Source organism: Streptomyces sp. NPDC005820, assembly GCF_040630255.1.
GTDB lineage: Bacteria > Actinomycetota > Actinomycetes > Streptomycetales > Streptomycetaceae > Streptomyces.
In genome coordinates, this window is sequence record NZ_JBEXXE010000031.1 from 1 (window position 1) to 18,809 (window position 18,809).

The window sequence follows — 18,809 nt, forward strand, 5'->3', positions numbered from 1 at the left end:
TCGAGCGCAGCCGAGAGTGGGGGAGTCGTCAACCGACGACAACGCCGCAGACGCGCGTGCCACACCCCGCGACGCGCGGCATGATCCAAACGACAAGCCCTAGGCGGACGTCGCCTCGCCTTCCAGCCGTAGAGCGCGGAGCTCCCTGCGGGAGGAGATGCCCAGCTTCGAGAACACCTTGCGCAGATGCCATTCGACGGTGTGGGGGCTGAGGAACAACTGGGCGCCGATCTCCGGATTGGTGAGCCCCGCGCCGGCGAGGCGGGCGATCTGCGCTTCCTGGGAAGTGAGCGCGGTGTGCGTCGTGACGGCGTGGCTGCGGACCCTCGCTCCCGTGGCCTGCAGCTCCTTTCGCGCGCGTTCGGCGAACGCCTCGGCCCCGGTCCGGCTGAACATCTCGTACGCGACACCCAGCGGGGCACGGGCGTCGACGCGGCGGTTCTCCCGGCGCAGCCACTCGCCGTACAGGAGCTGGGCGCGGGCGAGTTCCACGCGGACCCTGGTGCGGTCGAGCCGCTCGATCGCCTCGCGGTAGAACCGCTCCGCGGCGTCGCCCTCGCTCAGCAGGGCACGCGAGCGCGCTTCCACGCCGAGTGCCCAGTCCGTGCCGCTGGCCCGGGTCGTCTCCGAGAGCTGCTCGAGCGCGTCGGCAGCCGGCCCGGGTGAGCCGCTCCGTGCGGCCGCCTCGACCAGTTCGACCAGGCCCCATTGCGGTGAGGCGAACTCCTGTCGGTGGGCGGCGGCCTCCCGGGCCGCGGCCAGGGCGTCCGCGTGCCGGCCGAGGCCGTTGCAGAGCACCGCGTGGTACCAGTGTGCGACGGTGACGGCGGCCCCCTGGCCGCGCGGCACGGCCTCGCTCATGATCGCGTCGATCAGCGCGCGGGCCTCGCGCTCGCGACCCCGCCAGACCGCCAGGCCGAGCGGCCCGACGCGCGCCGGGGTGCTCCCCGTCGCCGCGCATACCGTCCCGACCTCCTCGATCAAGGCCGCGGCGGCCGCCGGTTCCCCGGCGATGAGGTGCATATGGGCGAGGGAGTCGAGCGCATCGGGGAGCGCGCTGAGCGCGCCCGCCTCACGGGTGATCGTCACGTGCCGGGTCGCGACGAGGTGCCAGCGCTCGTCGTCCCACAGGTCCGCGGCGAGGACCGATGCGAGCCAGTTCCAGCGCAGCGCCTCCTGGTAGGGGAGCGCCTCGTCGCAGAACGCCGCGAGGACGCGCTCCATCATCGGCGCCGAGGCCGCGTAACCGTCGGTGAGTCGCACGGCGACGGCGTCCAGCAGCAGATCGGGCACCCGCGGCTGCGGCGGCGGCGGTGCGCCGCGGGCGGCCCTGCCCACCTCCCGCAGGCCCGGGCCGCGGGCCAGGCGGCCTGCGAATATCGCCGCCGCGACGGCGTTCAGGTAGGTCTCACGGGAGAGTGTGGCGTCGAGCCGCCCGAACCGTTCGGCCGCGGCGAGGAGCAGTGCGGGGGCCTCACTGCCGCGGTTCTGGGTGAACGCGATCTCGGCGCGCAGGACATCGATGCGGGCGCGTCCCAGTTCGTCGAGGGGTCCGGCCTCCGCCGTGGCGAGGAGAGTGGCCGCCGGCTCGAACGCCCCGGCCTGGAGCTTCGCCCGTGCCGCGGCCACCGCGCGCTGCGTACGGCGGGCGGGATCCCGTGTGAGCGCGGCCGCGCGTTGCAGGAAGGCGGCCGCGGCCGCGATGCCGCCGCGGGCCTGTGCCCGGCCCGCGGAGCGCTCCAGTTCGGCGGCCACGGCCTCGTCGGCTCCCGAGGTCGCGGCGGCCAGATGCCAGGCCCGACGATCGGGATCGAGCCGGGCGTCGGTCGCGTCGGCCAGCGCCCGGTGCACCTCGCGCCGGTCGTTCGGGCTCGCCGCGCGGTAGACCGCCGAGCGCACCAGCGGGTGCCGGAACCGCACCCGGGTGCCCAGGGTGATCAGCTCCGCCGCGTCGGCGTGCGACGCGGCGGCGTCGACGTCGATCCTCAGCCGCTCGGCCGCTCGCCTCAGCAACGTCACGTCGCCCACGGGCTCGGCGGCCGCCGTGAACAGCAGGCGTTGCGTCTCGGCCGGGAGGGACTGGACGCGGTGGAGGAATCCCTGCTCGATGCGGCTGGACAACGGCCATGCGTCAGGACGTCCGAAGCCGCCGGCGAGGTCCGCCGAGCTCAACCCGTGCGGCAGTTCCAGCAGGGCGAGTGGGTTGCCGCGGGACTCGGCGATGATGCGGTCGCGCACCCGTTGGTCGAGCGGCCCGGTGACGACCGAGTCGAGGAGGGTGCGGGAGTCGGCGTCGGTCAGCCCCGTGACGGGCAGCGCGGGCAGGCTGCCGAGAGCCTCGCTCCCGCTGGGCTCGCGGACGGCGAAGACGAGCACGACCGATTCCGCGAGCAGCCGGCGGGCGACGAACTCCAGGGTCAGGGCCGACGCGCGATCGAGCCATTGCGCGTCGTCGACGAGGCAGACCAGTGGCTGGTCGCCGCCGGTGTCCGCGAGGAGGCTCAAGGTGGCCAGGCCCACGAGGAACCGGTCGGGCGCGGCGCCGGCGCGCAGACCGAACGCGGTGCCGAGTGCGTCGCGCTGGGGGCCGGGAAGACCGTCGAGGCCGGCCAGCAGCGGGGCGCACAACTGGTGCAGGCCGGCGTAGGAGAGCTCCATCTCGGACTGGACGCCGTCCACCTTGAGGGTGCGGCATCCAGTGGCACGATCGCGCAGGTATCTCAGGAGCTCGGTCTTCCCGATCCCTGCCTCACCGCGCAGGACCACGACTCCACTGCGCCCGGTTCTGAGGCCTGCGAGGAGGTCGTCGAGCGCCTGGCACTCGTGCCGCCTCCCGAGGAGTCCGGCTCCCGCACCGCTCCCCGCCATGGCAGCTCCCCTGTCAGGACACCTCGCTCGGTATGGTAATACGCATCTGGATCACTGCACCCGCCCAGGCGGCGGCCCGCGATCTCAGCGGCCGTCGGGGAAGGCGACCGTCTCGTCGAGCGGCGCCCGGCCCGTACGAGGGTGGTCCACCGTGACGTCCTCGAACCCGATGGACATGCCGCAGAAGAGGATGAGGTCGTCCGGGGGCGACAGGACCTCCGCGACGGTCCTGTGGTACTTCGCCCATGCCATCTGTGGGCAACTGTGCAGCCCTTCGGCGCGCAGCAGCAGCATGACGGTCTGCAGATACATGCCGACGTCGGACCACTGGGCCGGGCCCATGGCGCGGTCGATGTAGCAGAACAGGCCGACGGGCGCGCCGAAGCATTCCCAGTTCGCGGAAGCGGCCCGCTGGCGCGCCTCCAGGTCCTCGCGCGGGATGCCGAGTGCGCCGTAGCGCTGCTCACCGAAGGCGGATCGGCGTTCGCGGTACGGGGACTTCAGGTGCGGCGGGTACTGCTCGTACTCCGGCTCGTCCCAGGGCTCGCCCGTGGCGACGCGTTCACCGGCCCGCTTCTTGAGGTCGGCCAGTGGGGCGCCGGTCAGCACGTAGGCGTGCCACGGCTGGAGGTTCGACGCGGACGGCGCCCGGGCCGCGGCGGTGAGCACGCGCTCCAGTGCCTCCCGCGGGACGGGCCGGTCGGTGAATCCGCGTACCGCCCGCCGGCTCGTGACCGCCTCGTAGACGTCCAAGACCGCCCACCTCCTCCATCTCCTCGACGTGTTCCCGCTTCGTTGCAGTCGCGATGGTATCATTCGATACTGTCTCGCGTTTAACTATTGCTGTATGCACGTCTTCCGCCCGTGGCCTCCCGCCTCGGGCGCCGCACCTTGGAGAAATCCCATGGCCACGCTGCTGCACATCGACTCGTCCGTGCTTCCCGGTGACGCGTCCTCGTCCCGTTCGATCGCAGGCGTCTTCCGCGAGGCATGGGAGGAGCAGCACCCGCAGGGCACGGTGATCCACCGCGACCTCGCCACCGACCCCGTCCCGCACATCACCGCCGCCGCCTGGTCCGCCGGCAACACCGCCCCGTCCGAGCACACCCCGGAGCAGACCGCGGCGTTCGCCGCGCGCGTGCGGCTCATCGAGGAACTGGAGCAGGCGGACGCCGTCCTGATCGGCGCGCCCATGCACAACTTCTCGATCCCGTCGACCCTCAAGGCGTGGTTGGACAGCGTGATCCTGTTCGGCCGTACGGCCGGCGAGAGCCCCTCCGCCCAGGGCACCCCGGTCATCGTCGTCGCCAGCCGCGGCGGCTCCTACGCGCCGGGCACCCCGCGCGAGGGCTTCGAGTTCGTACAGAACTACCTGGAGGCCGTCCTCAGGGACACCCTCGGCCTGGACCTCGACTTCATCGTCCCCGAACTCACCATGGCCACCGGCAACCCGGCCATGTCCGAACTGATCCCCCTCTACGAGGCCTCCCGCGAGCGCGCCTTCGAGGAGGCGACCGCCAAGGCCAAGGGGCTCGCGGAGCGCCTCGCCGCGTGACTCGGGCGGGCACGGGGCCCCTGGGGGAGGTCGTACGGGATGCGGCGGGCCCGCGTGGTGAGGATCCGTCGGGCAGGCGCGCCTATGCCTCGTCGTCCGTGGGATGGGCGAACCGGGTCAGCAGATCCCTCAGGCGCTCGGGCTCGCCGGGCGCCAGTTCGGCGACCAGCCGCCCGGCCAGCGGCTCCGCCGCCACATGAGCCGTGTCGAACAGCTCGACGCCCCGGGGCGTGATCTCCACCGCCCGCACCCGCCGGTCCCCGGGAACGGTCCTGCGCACGGCCAGCCCCTTGCGCTCCAGGTCGTCCACGACCCGCATGATGCCCGCCTTGTCCGACCCCGTCGCCGCCACCAGGTCCCGCTGCACCGTGGGACCACGGTCGACCAGCACGATCAGCACGGCGAAATGGCGCAGCTCGATGCCGAGCGGCCGAAGCGCCTCCTCCATCACCGCGGCCGCGCGCCAGTGCGCCCGGCGCAGCAGCAGTCCGAGCGCGAAGGGCGAGGCGTCTCCGGGGCGATCGGTCACCCGCGCGGGGGTGGCGCGGGGAGGGACATCGGCGGTCATGGGGCCACGCTACAGGGGGCCGGTCGTTCGATACGGTCTCAAGCGAGACCGAACCTGGAGCCGGACCTGGAGCCGGGTCATGTCGCCCTGTCGGGGCGTGACGGCCGCGTCCCGCGCGGCGGCGGGTTTACGGAGGTTCCATCCGGATCCCTTGCCCAACCGCTCGATCGCCTCACGGTACGAGCCTCGGCCGCCTTCCCCTCCACGGGGCTAGCCTGCGAGCGGCCCGTCCACCACGGCACGACCACGCAGTCGCCCACGGCATTCCAAGGGCGCGCTCGGCACCCCCCGGGCGCGACGTTGGTGTCGGCAGCCAGCAGACCGCGGAACCACGGAGCGGAGGAGTCGGTCGTGGACACACATCTGGCCGAAGCCGGGCAAGGCCGAAGGACGGCGGGTACGACGGCCGACCGGGCGGTCGCCGACCTGGACGACGCGGCGTCGGTGTTCGTCCGTGCCAGGCCCGGACTGCTCAGGATCGCCGGCCGAATCGTCGGGAACACGGGCGAGGCCGAAGACGTCCTCCAGGAAACCTGGCTTCGCTGGCAGGGCACGGACCGTACGGTCGTCTCGAATCCGCCGGCGCTGCTCAGGACGACCACCGTCCGGCTGGCCATCAATGTCGTCCAGTCCGCCTGGAGACGCCGGGAATCCTGCGCCAGCGGCTGGCTCCCGGATTCCGTGGACACCGGCGCGACCCCGGAGGCGGTGGCCGAACGACAGGACGCGGTCGAGCGAGCGGTTCTCCTGCTGATGGAGACACTGACCCCGAGGCAACGCGCCGCGTACGTCCTGCGGGAGGGTTTCGGCTACTCGTACAGCCGGATCTCCGAGGTGCTGTGCCTCAGCGTCGTCAATGCGCGGCAGCAGGTCGTACGTGCCCAGGAGCGCCTCGAGGACCGGAACCGCCGCAGACAGCCCGTGGACCCGGCCGCACATCGGCGGCTCGTCCAGGCGTTCTCCACGGCGGCGCGGTCCGGTGACTTCACGAACCTGGAAAGGGTCCTCACCGCGGACGCCGAGTGTGCGGTCGTCGCTGGTGCGATGCGCTGGAAGTCTCGAGGGCACGGACGCGATGCGCATGTCACAGAGACGGGCCCCGCGCTGTCTTCTCTGCGGAGGAGTTGTGCGACCCGGCCCTCCGCTTGATCGCTTTCGCCCTCTCGGTCCGCCGTGCACGGAGGGAAACGCACATGCTGAAACGAGTTGGCGGTGTGCCGCTCCGGCGCTGGCGGCACAACCCGCTCAGACGACGCTCCGACGTCGCCGAGGTGTGGGTCGGGGTGGCGTCGGCGACGCTGCTGCTGCTCGTGGCGCCGGCGGTGGGCGTGGTGACGGCCGGAATCGCCGAGCGCTCCGCTCTCGACCAGGCGCGTGGCCTGCACCGTACTGCCGCGCGCCTCGTCGGGAACGCGCCCCCCGCGACACCGTCACGGCTCTCCGGTACGGCGGACGGTGAGGTGCGGGCGACCGTGCGGTGGATGACGTCCGACGGTTCCCTCCGGACCGGTGAGGCTTCCGTGGCCGCGGGCAGCGAGGCGGGCTCGCCCGTCACGGTGTGGCTCGACGACGCGGGCCGGCCTCGACCCGCACCGCCCACCCCGGCCCGGGCCAGGTCCCACGGAGTGGCGGTCGGCGCGGCCACCGGGACAGGACTGGGCCTGCTGGTGGTGACCGGCTGGGGGTCCTTCCAGGTGTGGCTGGGGGGACGGCGCGGGACGCAGTGGGACCGCGCCTGGGCGCAGTTCGACACCGACCGCCGCCGCCGGCAGGCATGAGCGCCGTCGCTGCGCAGCAGCAGCCGTTGGTGCCCCCTGCTTCGGCCACCTTCTGCACCGTGCAGCGGTCCGCGTGCGGCGATCAGCTGCACTGTGCGTACAGTTCCAGCTGTGCCGTGCCCTTCCCCTGCTTTTCCCTGCTGGTCGGGACAACGTCTCCGACCAGCAGGACACTCACGTTGGACGGCCCGCACACGCCGTCCTTGTTGTGGGACACGTCGACGGTCAGGCGCAGGTAGGACGCCTTGACTCCCTTCAGGGGCAGACCGCTGGTGACGATGTTGTCGTCCTCCCGCTTGGCCCAGTCGTCGCCGTCCCAGTAGTCGGTGCTGCCGTTGACGTATTCGACCCCGTTCGGCAGGTGCACTTTCACGTAGAGCGACTTCTCGTCGGTCTTCCCGGTGTTGGTGTAGTAGACGTAGTACGTGACGGACGTGGGCGGACCTTCGCCCAGCCATCCCTTCACCACGCCGGACACCCCTTCGAGGTTGCCGATGACGGCGCCCACGAGGCCGGCTATGGCGGTGATGACGGTCATGATGACGGTCATCCGGAGCAGGTGTCTCTCACCGCTCTTCTCATCGGCCACTGCGTATCCCCCGTATTCTGCGCGTGCCGAGACAGGTCCGCTTCGTTTTCGTGGGCGGACGAGGTGCGCTTACGCTTTGATACCCAAGGACCCCGGGCACATATCGATCAACTTCCTGCAGCAAGGGTGGCGGACCGCATCTGCCGCGCCGGAAACGGGCGCCCGCAAGGTTGGCGAACCCCGTCGCCGACGAGGGTGTGCAGGAGGTCGTTGCTCCACAGGATGAGCCGGCTTGCCGCCCGCCGGTGTCGTGTACTTGAGGATCGACAGGAACCGCTCCGGCTGCACCACGCAGAGAACCCTCGTGAGGAGGGCCTCCTTGAAGCCCGTCATGGCGAACGGCTGGGCGTCGGTGAGCAGTTGCTGCAGCCGGTCTTCGAGGGGTACGTCCTCAGGACCGTGGAGGAGGTGGTCGATCGTCCGACGCGTCGATTCGGCGGCCGCCGTGTCGCCCAGGGCGTTCCAGGCGGAGTTGAAGGTGGCCTGGTTGCCGGGGTGGGCTCCGATGTCGGAGTTGGCGAAGTCCTTGAGGGCCCTGGGGTCGGAGGTCCGCAGACCTTCGGGCGAGAAGATCTTCTGGTACCTCGCCCAGTAGGCTGCCACTTCGGGGTCGAAGTCCGGCCTGTTGGTGAGGTACTGCGCCTTGAGCCGGGCCGCGCGTTCCAGCCGGCGGGGGTCGACGTCCTCGGGTTTCGGGAAGCGGGACTTCAGCGCGTCGAAGGTGTGTGTCGGGTTCTTCCCCGGGGGAGCGGGCTCCCGGTGTTCCCATTCATAGCCGCAGCGATGCTTCACCGTCCGGCGTCCGCCGTCGAGGGCGCGAACGACTTCGATGTCCTCGTCGTCGCTGCACAGCGGGCACATGGCCGCTGTCATGACGGCCCCGTTTCCCTTGGTGTCCGTGCCCCTGTGGTGGGTCGGAGTGTCGTGTGTTCCGGGCGCCGCATTGTTGCATCCGGCCCGGTCGGGCGGGGAACGGCTTCGATCACAGACGTCATGCTCACCCGGTGAACTGCTCCTACCGGGAGAGGGACTTGTCCTCAGGACTCGGCTCGGGACCGCCTCCGGGCGAAGCGTGACGACGCGTCCGCAGCCGGTTGCCTACTGCGATCGCAGCAGGCGCGGATGTCTGCGACTGGCTGACGACGAGCGGCCGGAGCCGTGTCAGCGTGGGCAGCGCTGGAGGAGTTCGGACATCGGCGAATCTCCTCACATGCAGCAGGAGGACCGATCGGAAGGTTGTCATGCTTGTCATGCACATGAAAATCAGAGGACTTGTCGCCCTGCTGGCCCTGGTGGGCTCGACGGCCTTGCTGCCGCCGGCCGCGGCCACCCCGTCCCTGCCCCGCCCACCGGCTCCCGAGCGGATCCGGGTCGCGGAGCTGCCACTGCCGCCGACCGCACCCTCGAACGAGGCCGGGTCCTGTTCCCGAACCGTCAACCCGCGTGGCACCGGCTGCATTTCGGCCGATTGGAGAGCCCTGCAGGGCGGGGGATTCCTTCCGGACGGCCATACCGTCACCGCCCGTGTGACCTTCGCCGGCGCCCCCGACGCACCCGACCCGGCCGGCGTCTACAGCGGGACTCAGCTGGTCCTGGTCAAGACCGACGGCATGACCTTCCCGGGCGGCGACGCCTGGAAGTGCCTGACCTGCGGCACACCGGTCGCCAACCGGCAGGGCATGACCGACGACACCAGCTACCCCCAGCCGTTCGCCGACGGCAGGCGGGTGCTGTACGGCACGAACGTCGTCGACTGCGGCCCCTACCGGCTCGCCTCACCGGCCTGCACACCCGCCCGCGTCCACGTGTACCCGATCCGCTGGAACACGTCGGCCGACGGCTCGGGGCCGGGCACCCCCGTCCGGGAGCTGCGCCTGCATCCGGACCAGGTGCACCTCGGCTTCAACAGCGTCTCCGTCACCGGCGGGCGCCTCGATCAGTACGGCTACTTCGGCCGTCTGCGTTTCGACCCCGCCCCGACGGCCGGTGAGCCGCTCGCTCCCCGGTACGAGCTGGAGAAGGTGACGCGTCTTTTCGACGCCTCACCCACCGCGCAGCCGGTGCACGTCGACCCGCGCGATCCCTCGAAGCTGGTGTTCGATCCCTCGCTGCCCGGGGTCGGTGAGTTCCGCGGCTTCTCCAAGGACGGCAGAGAAGCCTTCTACGTCGGCTATCCGGTCGAGTCGTCCAACATCGACCTGATGGCCGTCGACCTGCGCACGGGCAGGGTCCGCCGGATGACGGCGAACCCCGGTTACACCGATCCCGTGGACGCCTCCCCGGACGGCCGGTGGATCGTGGCGCTGGACACACGCGGCTACGACCGCATGACCTTCGTTTCCGGCATGACCGGTATCCCCGCGATCACGGACCTGCTGTCCACCTCCGTGGTCTCCTCCGTGCGCAACAACGGCCAGCGGCGCTTCTTCCAGCCGTATCTGATCGACCGCCACGGCGACCGCGGCGCGTACCAGGGCCGGCAGCTCAACTACGCGAAAACCTCCCCCGACTGGAACGCCGGCGCCGATCCGCGCTGGTCGCCGGACGGCACGGCCGTCGTCTACCACGAGCGGCAGGTCTCGGCCCCCTCCTGCGGCGGAGCGAACCCGCTGCCGTGCCCGGTGTCCACCGAGCCGGGCGCCCGCCGCACCCGGCTGATGATCGCCCGGCTGGTGGAGCGCAAGCCGGTGCATCCGCTTGTTGTCAAGCGGGTGTCCGACACGGTGCCCTGGGGCACGCCGTACGTCCCGGGCACCGCGGCCCCGGAACGGCCCTACCCGCCGCAGGGCACGTACCTCCTGCGCGGGAAGGCGTCCGGCAGCGCCCGAGTCGACATCGTCTGGGACGACGCGAAGACCGCCGTGAAGACCGTGTCCCTGCGCTACAAGCGCTACTCGGACGTCGGCGGCGCCGGCTTCCTCGACGGCTCCGAGAGCGTGACACGCACCAGCACCAGCACCACCCTGACCACCCTCGACTGGTACTCGGACCTGGTGAGGACCGGCCGGAACGGCAAGGTGCCGGCCACCAAGAAGACCGGTACGGACGGCTTCCACCTGACGATCGACCTCTGGCAGACCGTCTTCCGGGCGACCGGCACCCTCACCACGACGGTCGGTTCACAGACCTACACCCAGCCCGCCAACGGGACCTGAGCCACTTCCGCCCCCCCAGAAAGGAGTCACCATGCCGACCGGAAGAACCAGACGTCCGCTCACCCGGCACTGTCGCCTCGCGACCGCCCTGCTCATGGTCGCGGCGGCGTGGCTGGGCGCGATACCGGGAGCGTCGGCCGCCTCACGGGCACCGGAGTCCCGGCCACCGGCCGTGGAGCCCGGACACCTGCCGCCCGCGCCGAAACCCGAGCCGATCGCCCTCAGCGAGCTGCCGGTGCCACCCACCGCGCCGTCCAACAGCGCCGGGTCGTGCACCAGCCCCACGGGGTGCGTCAGCAGCGTGGCCGCGGGCGGTTTCCTGCCCGGCAGCCGCACCGTCACCGCGTCGTTCGCCTACGCCGGAGCGCCCGCCGCACCGGATCCGCGCAGCGTCTACAGCGGCAACCAGCTCACCCTGATCAGGACCGACGGCGGCATGTTCCCGAACGGCACCCCCTGGAAGTGCGTGACCTGCGGGGTCCCGGCCGCCAACCGGGCCGGTGTCTCCGGCACCTTCAACTACGCCCAGCCGTTCCGCGACGGCAGGCGGGTTCTGACGGGCACCAGCGTCATCGACTGCTCCCCCTACCTCCTCACCGACCCGCGCTGCACCCCGGCCGCCACGCACATCCATCCCGTGCGCTGGAACATCACACCCGACGGCTCGGGCCCGGGCGGCGGCATCGTGGGGCTCAAGCTCCATCCCGACAACGTCCACGTCGGCTGGAACAAGGTCATCCGGCCGGCCAAGCCCGGCGACACCTTCGACGAGTTCGCCTACTTCGGCCGTCTGCGCTTCGACCCGGCCCCCTCCTCCGGCACCCCGCAGGTGCCCCGCTACGACATCGTCAAGGTCACCGGGCTCTACAACACCGACCCGGCCCTGAACGGACACTTCTTCCGCGTGGACCCGCGCGATCCCACCCGCCTGCGCTACGACCAACAGGCCGCGGTCGGTGAGTTCAAGAACTTCACCGGCGACGGGCAGTCCCTGATCGGGATCGGCAACGCCCGCTCCGCGAACCTGGATCACTTCGCCACCGGCCTCACCACCGGCACCTCGCGCAGACTGGACGCCGACCCCGGCTACAGCGACCCGGCCACCAGCTCGCCCGACGCCGACTGGACGGTCACGATGGACGTCCGCTACCAGGACCGCTTCTCCTTCATCGCCGGACTCCCGGGCGTGCCTCCGCTCATCGACATGCTCCCGATCGGCGGCGCCGCGTCCGCCGGCTACAACATCCGCACACGGCGGCTCTTCCAGCCCTATCTCGTCGACCGCGGCGGCCGCCACGACCAGCAGATCAACGCCTGCACCACCGGCCCCTGCACCACCTCCGCCACCGGGCCCGGCAGCACCGCCGACGACCCCGTCTGGGCCGCCCGGGCCGACTCGTACTGGTCGCCCGACGGCACGCGGATCGTCTACGGCCAGACCTACTCCTCCCCGGCCGACTGCGGACCCCCCTTCGACCAGGCCGCCTGCCCGCCGTCCAGCGAGCCCGGCGGCCGTACCTCCCGCCTCATGCTGGCCCGCCTCACCAGCCGCAAGCCCCACCGTCTCCCTCCCGTCCGACCGGTGTCCGACGCGGTTCCGTGGGGTACGCCGTACCACCCCGGCGACCCGGACCCCCAGCGACCACATCTGCCCGCCGGGCACTACACGCTCGACGGCCGGTTCGCCGGCCAGGCCGCCGTCGACCTCGTCGAGAACGCGGACCGCACCGGCCTCACCCGGATCTCCGTCACCTACACCGGCTACAGCGACGACGGGAAGACCTTCCTCACCGGCACCGAGAGCGTCGAGAACGCCGGCACGCCCTCCAGCCCCGTGACCTTCCACGAGCGTCTCCGTGTCACGGGAGCACACACCGGCACCAAGACCACCAGCGAGCCGGACGGCTACACGATCTCTCCGCTCTCCTCCCTCCAGGGCTCCTACCAGCCGGCGGGAACCATGACGACCGTCCTGGACGGTCACCTCCATCTCCAGCCCGCGTCCTACTCCTGATCACACCGGGACCACCCGCAACGCGCCGTCGCCCCGGAGAAGCTCCTCTCCGGGGCGACGGGGGCGACGCCGGCACCGTCGATGAGTGCCAGGTCCCCGCGCCGGTCGGCTCGGCCTGGTTCAGGCACTGGGGGACAGGTCCCTCGTCTGCTGCGATCGCAGTAGCGGGAAGTGTCTGCGGACGCCCGACGCCGTGAGATCCCGGGAATGCGAGCGTGAGAGCGGGCCAGGATCGTCGGCCCGCTCATGTCGTGTGTCCCTGGAAAGGCTCGTCGATGTCCCCTCTCGCCCGCTGGTGCCACCGGCACCGGCTCGCTGTCGTCCTGGTCTGGGTGGGTCTGCTGATCGGGCTGGGGGCCGGGGTCGGTTCGGTCGGCAGCGCGTTCGGCAACAGCCCGACGTCGCAGAACACCGATTCGGCCAAGGCCACCGCCCTGCTCCAGCACGCCTCGAACAGCGCGGCGGGCAAGAGCGGCCGGGTCGTCTGGCAGCTGGGGGACGGCAAGGTCACCGAGCCCGCAGCCGAGCGCGCGATGACCGGCACGCTGGAGCGGATCGCCCACGCGCCGGGGGTCGCAGGCGTCACCAGCCCTTACACGTCCAGCGGCAAGGCACAGGTCAGTGCGGACGGCAGGACGGCCTACGCCACGGTCGCCTTCGTCCGCGACGTCGCGGACAGCCAGATCGAGCACGTCGAAGAACTCGCCACCGCGCCGGAGTCGGCACGCCTGCACATCGCCCTGAACGGACAGGCGTTCACCGTCAACCCCGAACCGAACCCGGTCGCCGACGCGATGGGCATCGCGCTCGCCTTCGCCGTGCTGCTGCTGGTCTTCCGCGCGGTGTGGGTGGCGGTGCTGCCCATCGTCACGGCGATCGTCGGCGTCGGCACCTCCGCGGTCGCGGTGATCCTGCTCAGCCACGTCATCTCGCTGTCCAGCACCACGCTGACCCTTGGTTCACTGATCGGCCTCGGCGTGGGCATCGACTACGCCCTGTTCATCGTCAACCGGCACCGCGCCAACCTCAAGGCGGGCATGGGCGTGGCCGAGTCGCTTGCGAAGGCCCTCAACACCTCCGGCCGGGCTGTGGTGTTCGCCGGACTGACCGTCGTCGTCGCGCTGCTCGGCATGCTCACCCTGAACGTCGGCATCATCAACGGCATGGCCATCGGCGCGGCCGTCACCGTCGTCCTGACCGTGCTCGCGGCCATCACCCTGCTGCCGGCGATGCTCGGCATGATCGGGTCCCGGGTCCTCGGCCGCAGGGAACGCCGCGCGCCCGTCGGCGGCGCGAGCGGGACCGGCTGGTGGGGCCGGTGGGCAGAGCGGGTCCAGGCCCGTCCCCGGGCCCTCGGCCTGCTCGCCCTGGCTGTCCTGGCCGCGCTCGCGCTGCCGACCCTGACGCTGCGCCTCGGTGCCTCCGACGACGGCAACCTGCCCACGACCTCGACCAACCGGCAGGCGTACGACATGATCGCGGACGGTTTCGGGCCCGGCTTCAACGGCCCGCTGGTCCTGGCCGTCCAGGCCCCCACCGCCGCCGACAGGGCGGCCGAGGCCAAGCTGGTCACCGCTCTGAAGCAGGTCGACGGCGTCGCCGGTGCGAGCGCCGCGCCCATGCGGCCGGGGCAGACGGTCGGTGTGATCTCCGTCGTCCCCACGACCTCCCCGCAGTCGGCGGCCACCTCCGACCTGATCCACCACCTGCGGGACAAGGTGATTCCGCCGGCCGAGCAGGGCACGTCGATGAAGGTCTACGTCGGCGGCCTCACCGCGAGCAACGACGACTTCGCGTCGGTCCTGATGGGCAAGCTCCCGCTGTTCGTGCTGGTGATCGCCGCGCTCGGCTTCCTGCTGCTGACCGTCGCCTTCCGCAGCCTGCTCATCCCCGCCGTGGGCGCCGTACTGAACATCCTGAGCATCGGCGTGGCCTTCGGCGCGATCGTCGTCGTCTTCCAGTACGGCTACGGCGCCTCGCTCCTCGGCCTCGGCGCCGCCGGACCGATCGAGTCGTTCGTGCCGATCCTGGTCGTCGGCATCATGTTCGGCCTCTCCATGGACTACCAGGTCTTCCTGGTCAGCCGGATGCGCGAGGAGTGGGCGCACACCGGCGACAGCCGGCGGGCCGTCCGGGTCGGCCAGGCCGAGACCGGCAAGGTGATCGCGGTCGCCGCCACCATCATGTTCTGCGTCTTCGGCTCGTTCGTCTTCGGTGGTATGCGGGTGATCTCCGAGTTCGGCGTGAGCCTCGCCGTCGCCGTCGCCCTGGACGCGCTGCTGATCAGGATGGTCGTCGTCCCCGCGCTCATGCACCTGTGCGGCCGCGCGAACTGGTGGCTGCCGCGCCGGCTGGAGAGGGCACTGCCGCGGGTGTCCCTGGAGGGACCGCCGGACGAGCCCGAGCGGCCGCAGCACCCGGCACGGGAGCCGCAGCCCGCCGGACTGGCCGACTGAGACCCGGCGCACATGCGGACCGGCGGCCGGCCGCGGTGGATCCGGCCCGTCGTCGGCCCGCGCTTCGTACATTGAGGAAATGCAGGTGACAGTGATGAGGCGGTGGCTGGCCCGCCACGAACGGATCAGGGACGCGGTCCCCGCGGTCGTGCTGATCGTCATCGCCCTGGCCGCGACGGCCGCGGGCAGGTCCGGCTGGCACGCGCCCCGGGCGGCGGGAGTGGCCTGGACGGCGCTGGCCTGCGTCCCCCTCGTGTTCCGGAGCCGCCGGCCGCTGCCCGTCACGGTGCTCACCCTGGCGATCGATCTGGCGGGCACGGCCCTGGACCCGGACCGCGCCTCGACCCCGGCGGCGAGCCTCGTCGCCCTGTACACGCTCGCCACCCTCAGCAGCCGACGCACCGCCTGGATCACCGGCGTCACCGCCTCCGTCGCGATCACGGGGGTCTACGCCGCCACCCACCACGAGCCGCTCCTCGTGGGAAACAGTCTGCTGCGGTTCGACTTCGCGATCGCGGCCACCGGCCTGGGCGACGCCGTCCGCAGCCGCCGCCGGCACCTCGCACAGGTCGAAGCACGCGCGGAAAGCGCCGAGCGGACCCGGGAGGAGGAGGCGCGGCGCCGCGTCACCGAGGAACGCGTGCGCATCGCCCGTGAGCTCCACGACGTGGTCGCCCACCACATCACGCTGGTCAACGCCCAGGCGGGGGTGGCCCACCACCTCATGCGCACCGACCCCGGCCGGGCGTACGAGGCCCTGGCCCACATCAAGGACAACAGCCGTGCCGCCCTCGACGAACTGCGGACCACCGTCGGCCTGTTGCGCCAGCCCGACGACGCACCCGACTCCCGGGCCCCCATCCCCGGCCTGGCCGACCTGGACACTCTGATCAGCAGCGTGCGCGGCGGCGGTATGTCCGTGACGGTGCTCAGCACAGGTGCACGCCGGCTGCTTGCGCCCTCCACCGAACTGACGGCCTACCGCATCATCCAGGAGGCCCTCACCAACACCCACAAACACGCCTCCGCGGCACACGCCGAGGTGAGCCTGGACTACGGTGCCACGACCCTGCGTGTCACCGTCACGGACGACGGTCCGCCCCACACGGCCAAGGGGACCGGCACCGGCCACGGCCTGATCGGCATGCGCGAGCGCGCCACCGCCGTCGGAGGAACCGTCGCAGCCGGCCCCCGGCGCGAAGGAGGCTTCCGGGTCGTCGCCGAACTGCCGCTCTCCCTCGCCCCCACCACCGTCTGACACACCCATGAGGAGACCGCCGCCCATGACGATTCGCGTCCTGCTCGCCGACGACCAGGCTCTGCTGCGGGGCACCTTCCGGCTCCTCATCGACGCGCAACCGGACATGGAAGTCGTCGCGGAGGCGTCCGACGGCCGCGAAGCCGTACGACTGGCCCGGTCGGAGCAGGCCGACGTCGTGGTGATGGACATCCGCATGCCCGGGGTCGACGGCATCGAGGCCACCCGGCTCATCGGCCGGGACGAGGACCTGGCCGGAGTGAAAGTACTCGTCCTCACCACCTTCGAGGTCGACGAGTTCGTCGTGGAAGCACTCCGGGCCGGCGCGAGCGGCTTCCTCGGCAAGGGCATCGAACCCGCCCAGCTCCTGGACGCCATCCGGCTCGTCGCGGCGGACGAGGCGCTGCTCTCTCCCGGCGCGACCAAGAGACTGATCGCCCGGTTCCTCGCCCAGCCGTCCCCGGGTGTGCTCGCCGACTCCGGCCGCCTGGCCACGCTCACCCCGCGGGAGCGCGAGGTGATGTCCCTCGTGGCCACCGGCCTGTCCAACGCCGAGATCGCCGAACGGCTCTTCGTCACGCCCGTCACCGTCAAGACCCACGCCAACCGCGCCATGACCAAACTCGGCGCCCGCGACCGCGCCCAACTCGTCGTCATCGCCTACGAAAGCGGTCTGGTCCGCGCCGGAGAAACACAGCCCTGAACACCGCGATGTTCCTCACAGTCTTCGAATCCGACGTGCCCTGTAAGGTGAAGACCGCCCTTGACCTGCACAAAGCAGGCAGGGAGCAGACAGATCGGGAGTCTCTCCATGTTCCGGACCATGTTCAAGTCCAAGATCTAGCGTCTGGGTATTTCTGCAGGTCAGAGGCTTGATAGCGGCCTCCAGGTCAGCAAAAGGTCAGCATCAGACCGGACGGTGTCCGGCATGCTGACCTGCACCTACGGCAGGGCCTGCTGCGCCGCCCATGGTCCTGCTCGGAAGGCTTGATGCGTGGCTCGACAGCTCGCTCGTGGGATGGGGTAGTTCTTCAAGGAGTGCGGTTGTTCCAGACCGACCCGCTGCCCGCACCCGTACACGATTCGGTTCCGGGACTCTCTCGGCAAGCAGCGTGAAGAGGCCGACTACGACACGCAGGACGACGCTATCGAGCGTCTCACGCAGATCCACGCGGAGAAGAAGACAACGGCGCCATCCGTTGCCGAGGTGCGCCGCGAACTCGGTCAGCAGACGATCGCGGAATACGCGAAGCAGTGGCGGCCTCGTCAGCGCAAGATGACGGAGCCCTCGACGGGATGGCACGTGGACAGCTCCATCAACGTGCACATCATTACTCGTCTCGGATCGCGGAAACTGAACTCGGTTACGCCCATCGTGGTCGAGCGCTTCATGGACGAGTTGGAGACGGACGGGGTGGGGCGCGGAAACCAGGTGAACATCTTCCGCGTCCTCAAGGCGGTCCTCCGGGACGCATATGGCAAGGGTGCTATGGCGGACGACCTTGTGAAGGGCGTCCAGGAACCGGAATACGTCCGGGAGAAGGCGGTCATCCCCGCGCTCGCTAGGTGAAGAAGGCACTGCAAGCCGCTGACAATTTCCTTGCGCTAGAGATCGTGATGATGGTGGGCTGTGGCTTGCGCAACGGGGAAGCCCGGGCGGTGAACATCAACAATGTCGTGGCGGGCGATGTCTACCGGGTGCACGAGCAGATCCACTCCAACACGCACAGGCCGGTGAAGCTGAAGCATCGCAAGGCGGGGGAGTTCCGGGAGGTTCCCCTGCCGCGCTCCGTGCGTGAGGCGATGGAGCGGTACGAGGAGAAGCACGGCACCACGAAGGGGGCTATCTACTGCGTGGTCCGAGCAGCTACTACACGGAGCCGATGGAAGAGATGGGTTGCGCTGGCCCGGTGAGGCGGTCGACGCCTCATGCGGTCCGGGGTCCTGTGACGCTTTGGGGGTGCGCCTGATGTGCGAACGCAGCCTTCGGCGATGGTAGGGGTCCAGCGGGGCCCGTCCGTTCGCGGACCGACCACCAGTGAAATATGGCAGGCGGCGTAAGAGATCGGGAGCCCGGCGTCGACAGGACACCCGGTCCGGTCTTCAGCCCTATTCCCGGCGCGGGGACGGATCCGGCGGGAAGGCCAGGCCGGTGACGGTGCCGGCCTGGACGATCGGGCCGTGCTGGGTGCCGCCGGAGACGGTGTTGTGCACCGTTGCTGGGCGGCCCGCTGCGGCGGCCGCCAGTCGGCGCAGCGACGCCCCGAGAGCACTCAGTTCCTCGCCTGTGAGCGCCCCGGCTTCCACCAGCCCGCAGAGACGAGTCTGCCACTCGGCCGCGATGCCGGACGCGGCGCGCTCGTTCGCCGCGGTGCCCGTGAGGAGCAGCCGCGCACGCGCGTCGTCCAGGCGGGTGATCGCGACGGTGTCCGCGCCCGCACGTGCCAGGAACCGGCCCATCAGTGCGCGGGCGTGAGTCCAGGAATCGGTGACCATGAGGGAGACCAGGGTGGTGGCCCCCGATGCCGCCATCGCGGCCAGTTCTGCGTCCATCGCGTCCTCCTGGAT

At 71.0% G+C, this 18,809-nt stretch carries 16 protein-coding genes; 10 read left to right on the forward strand and 6 right to left on the reverse strand.

Features of this window, described 5'->3' with window-relative positions; genetic code table 11:
* Positions 1 to 99 precede the first annotated feature (99 nt).
* Together ABZ464_RS32805 and ABZ464_RS32810 are read right to left on the reverse strand one after the other, a co-directional pair.
* Positions 100 to 2,868 (reverse strand): AAA family ATPase, encoded by a 2,769-nt coding sequence (locus tag ABZ464_RS32805; protein ID WP_359282978.1) that lies wholly within the window; start codon positions 2,866 to 2,868, stop codon positions 100 to 102.
* Between the two features lie 84 nt (positions 2,869 to 2,952).
* A complete protein-coding gene (locus ABZ464_RS32810; protein ID WP_359282980.1) occupies positions 2,953 to 3,621 on the reverse strand; it encodes a nitroreductase in 669 nt (222 codons plus the stop codon).
* 151 nt (positions 3,622 to 3,772) lie between these two features.
* Here ABZ464_RS32810 and ABZ464_RS32815 point away from each other — a divergent pair, with 151 nt between their 5' ends.
* Positions 3,773 to 4,423 carry an NAD(P)H-dependent oxidoreductase gene (locus tag ABZ464_RS32815; protein ID WP_359282983.1) on the forward strand — a complete coding sequence of 217 codons (651 nt, stop codon included), beginning with the start codon at positions 3,773 to 3,775 and terminating at the stop codon, positions 4,421 to 4,423.
* Between the two features lie 82 nt (positions 4,424 to 4,505).
* Here ABZ464_RS32815 and ABZ464_RS32820 read toward each other — a convergent pair whose 3' ends face one another.
* Positions 4,506 to 4,991: a MarR family transcriptional regulator gene (locus ABZ464_RS32820; RefSeq protein ID WP_359282986.1), complete on the reverse strand. Its 486-nt coding sequence runs from the start codon at positions 4,989 to 4,991 to the stop codon at positions 4,506 to 4,508.
* A gap of 351 nt (positions 4,992 to 5,342) precedes the next feature.
* Between ABZ464_RS32820 and ABZ464_RS32825 the strand changes: the two genes are divergently transcribed.
* Both ABZ464_RS32825 and ABZ464_RS32830 read left to right on the forward strand, forming a co-directional pair.
* Positions 5,343 to 6,140 (forward strand): sigma factor-like helix-turn-helix DNA-binding protein, encoded by a 798-nt coding sequence (locus ABZ464_RS32825; RefSeq protein WP_359282989.1) that lies wholly within the window; start codon positions 5,343 to 5,345, stop codon positions 6,138 to 6,140.
* A 44-nt stretch (positions 6,141 to 6,184) separates the two neighbouring features.
* Positions 6,185 to 6,769 (forward strand): hypothetical protein, encoded by a 585-nt coding sequence (locus ABZ464_RS32830; RefSeq protein WP_359282992.1) that lies wholly within the window; start codon positions 6,185 to 6,187, stop codon positions 6,767 to 6,769.
* 82 nt (positions 6,770 to 6,851) lie between these two features.
* On the opposite strand, the gene ABZ464_RS32835 is transcribed toward ABZ464_RS32830, so the two are convergent.
* Positions 6,852 to 7,358, reverse strand: a complete 507-nt coding sequence (locus tag ABZ464_RS32835; RefSeq protein WP_359282995.1) for a hypothetical protein — start codon at positions 7,356 to 7,358, stop codon at positions 6,852 to 6,854.
* Between the two features lie 69 nt (positions 7,359 to 7,427).
* The gene (locus ABZ464_RS32840) at positions 7,428 to 8,231 is read right to left on the reverse strand and encodes a hypothetical protein (RefSeq protein WP_359282997.1); all 804 of its coding nucleotides are present in this window, start codon (positions 8,229 to 8,231) and stop codon (positions 7,428 to 7,430) included.
* A 653-nt stretch (positions 8,232 to 8,884) separates the two neighbouring features.
* Between ABZ464_RS32840 and ABZ464_RS32845 the strand changes: the two genes are divergently transcribed.
* From ABZ464_RS32845 to ABZ464_RS32875, 7 genes are all read left to right on the forward strand, one after another.
* Complete coding sequence (locus ABZ464_RS32845; RefSeq protein ID WP_359282999.1) at positions 8,885 to 10,513, forward strand: hypothetical protein; 1,629 nt, start codon at positions 8,885 to 8,887, stop codon at positions 10,511 to 10,513.
* A gap of 31 nt (positions 10,514 to 10,544) precedes the next feature.
* On the forward strand, positions 10,545 to 12,527 hold the full coding sequence (locus ABZ464_RS32850; protein WP_359283001.1) for a hypothetical protein: 1,983 nt from the start codon (positions 10,545 to 10,547) through the stop codon (positions 12,525 to 12,527).
* Between the two features lie 275 nt (positions 12,528 to 12,802).
* Positions 12,803 to 14,983: an MMPL family transporter gene (locus tag ABZ464_RS32855; protein WP_359283004.1), complete on the forward strand. Its 2,181-nt coding sequence runs from the start codon at positions 12,803 to 12,805 to the stop codon at positions 14,981 to 14,983.
* Positions 14,984 to 15,062: 79 nt separating this feature from the next.
* The gene (locus ABZ464_RS32860; RefSeq protein WP_359283007.1) at positions 15,063 to 16,241 is read left to right on the forward strand and encodes a histidine kinase; all 1,179 of its coding nucleotides are present in this window, start codon (positions 15,063 to 15,065) and stop codon (positions 16,239 to 16,241) included.
* Between the two features lie 25 nt (positions 16,242 to 16,266).
* Positions 16,267 to 16,944: a response regulator transcription factor gene (locus tag ABZ464_RS32865; RefSeq protein WP_359283010.1), complete on the forward strand. Its 678-nt coding sequence runs from the start codon at positions 16,267 to 16,269 to the stop codon at positions 16,942 to 16,944.
* Between the two features lie 504 nt (positions 16,945 to 17,448).
* Positions 17,449 to 17,811 carry a hypothetical protein gene (locus ABZ464_RS32870; RefSeq protein WP_359283011.1) on the forward strand — a complete coding sequence of 121 codons (363 nt, stop codon included), beginning with the start codon at positions 17,449 to 17,451 and terminating at the stop codon, positions 17,809 to 17,811.
* Complete coding sequence (locus ABZ464_RS32875; protein ID WP_359283013.1) at positions 17,808 to 18,155, forward strand: hypothetical protein; 348 nt, start codon at positions 17,808 to 17,810, stop codon at positions 18,153 to 18,155. The genes ABZ464_RS32870 and ABZ464_RS32875 overlap by 4 nt, the downstream gene beginning before the upstream one ends.
* Before the next feature lie 195 nt (positions 18,156 to 18,350).
* Here the strand turns inward: ABZ464_RS32875 and ABZ464_RS32880 are convergent, their stop codons facing one another.
* Complete coding sequence (locus tag ABZ464_RS32880) at positions 18,351 to 18,794, reverse strand: hypothetical protein (protein WP_359283016.1); 444 nt, start codon at positions 18,792 to 18,794, stop codon at positions 18,351 to 18,353.
* Between the last annotated feature and the right edge of the window lie 15 nt (positions 18,795 to 18,809).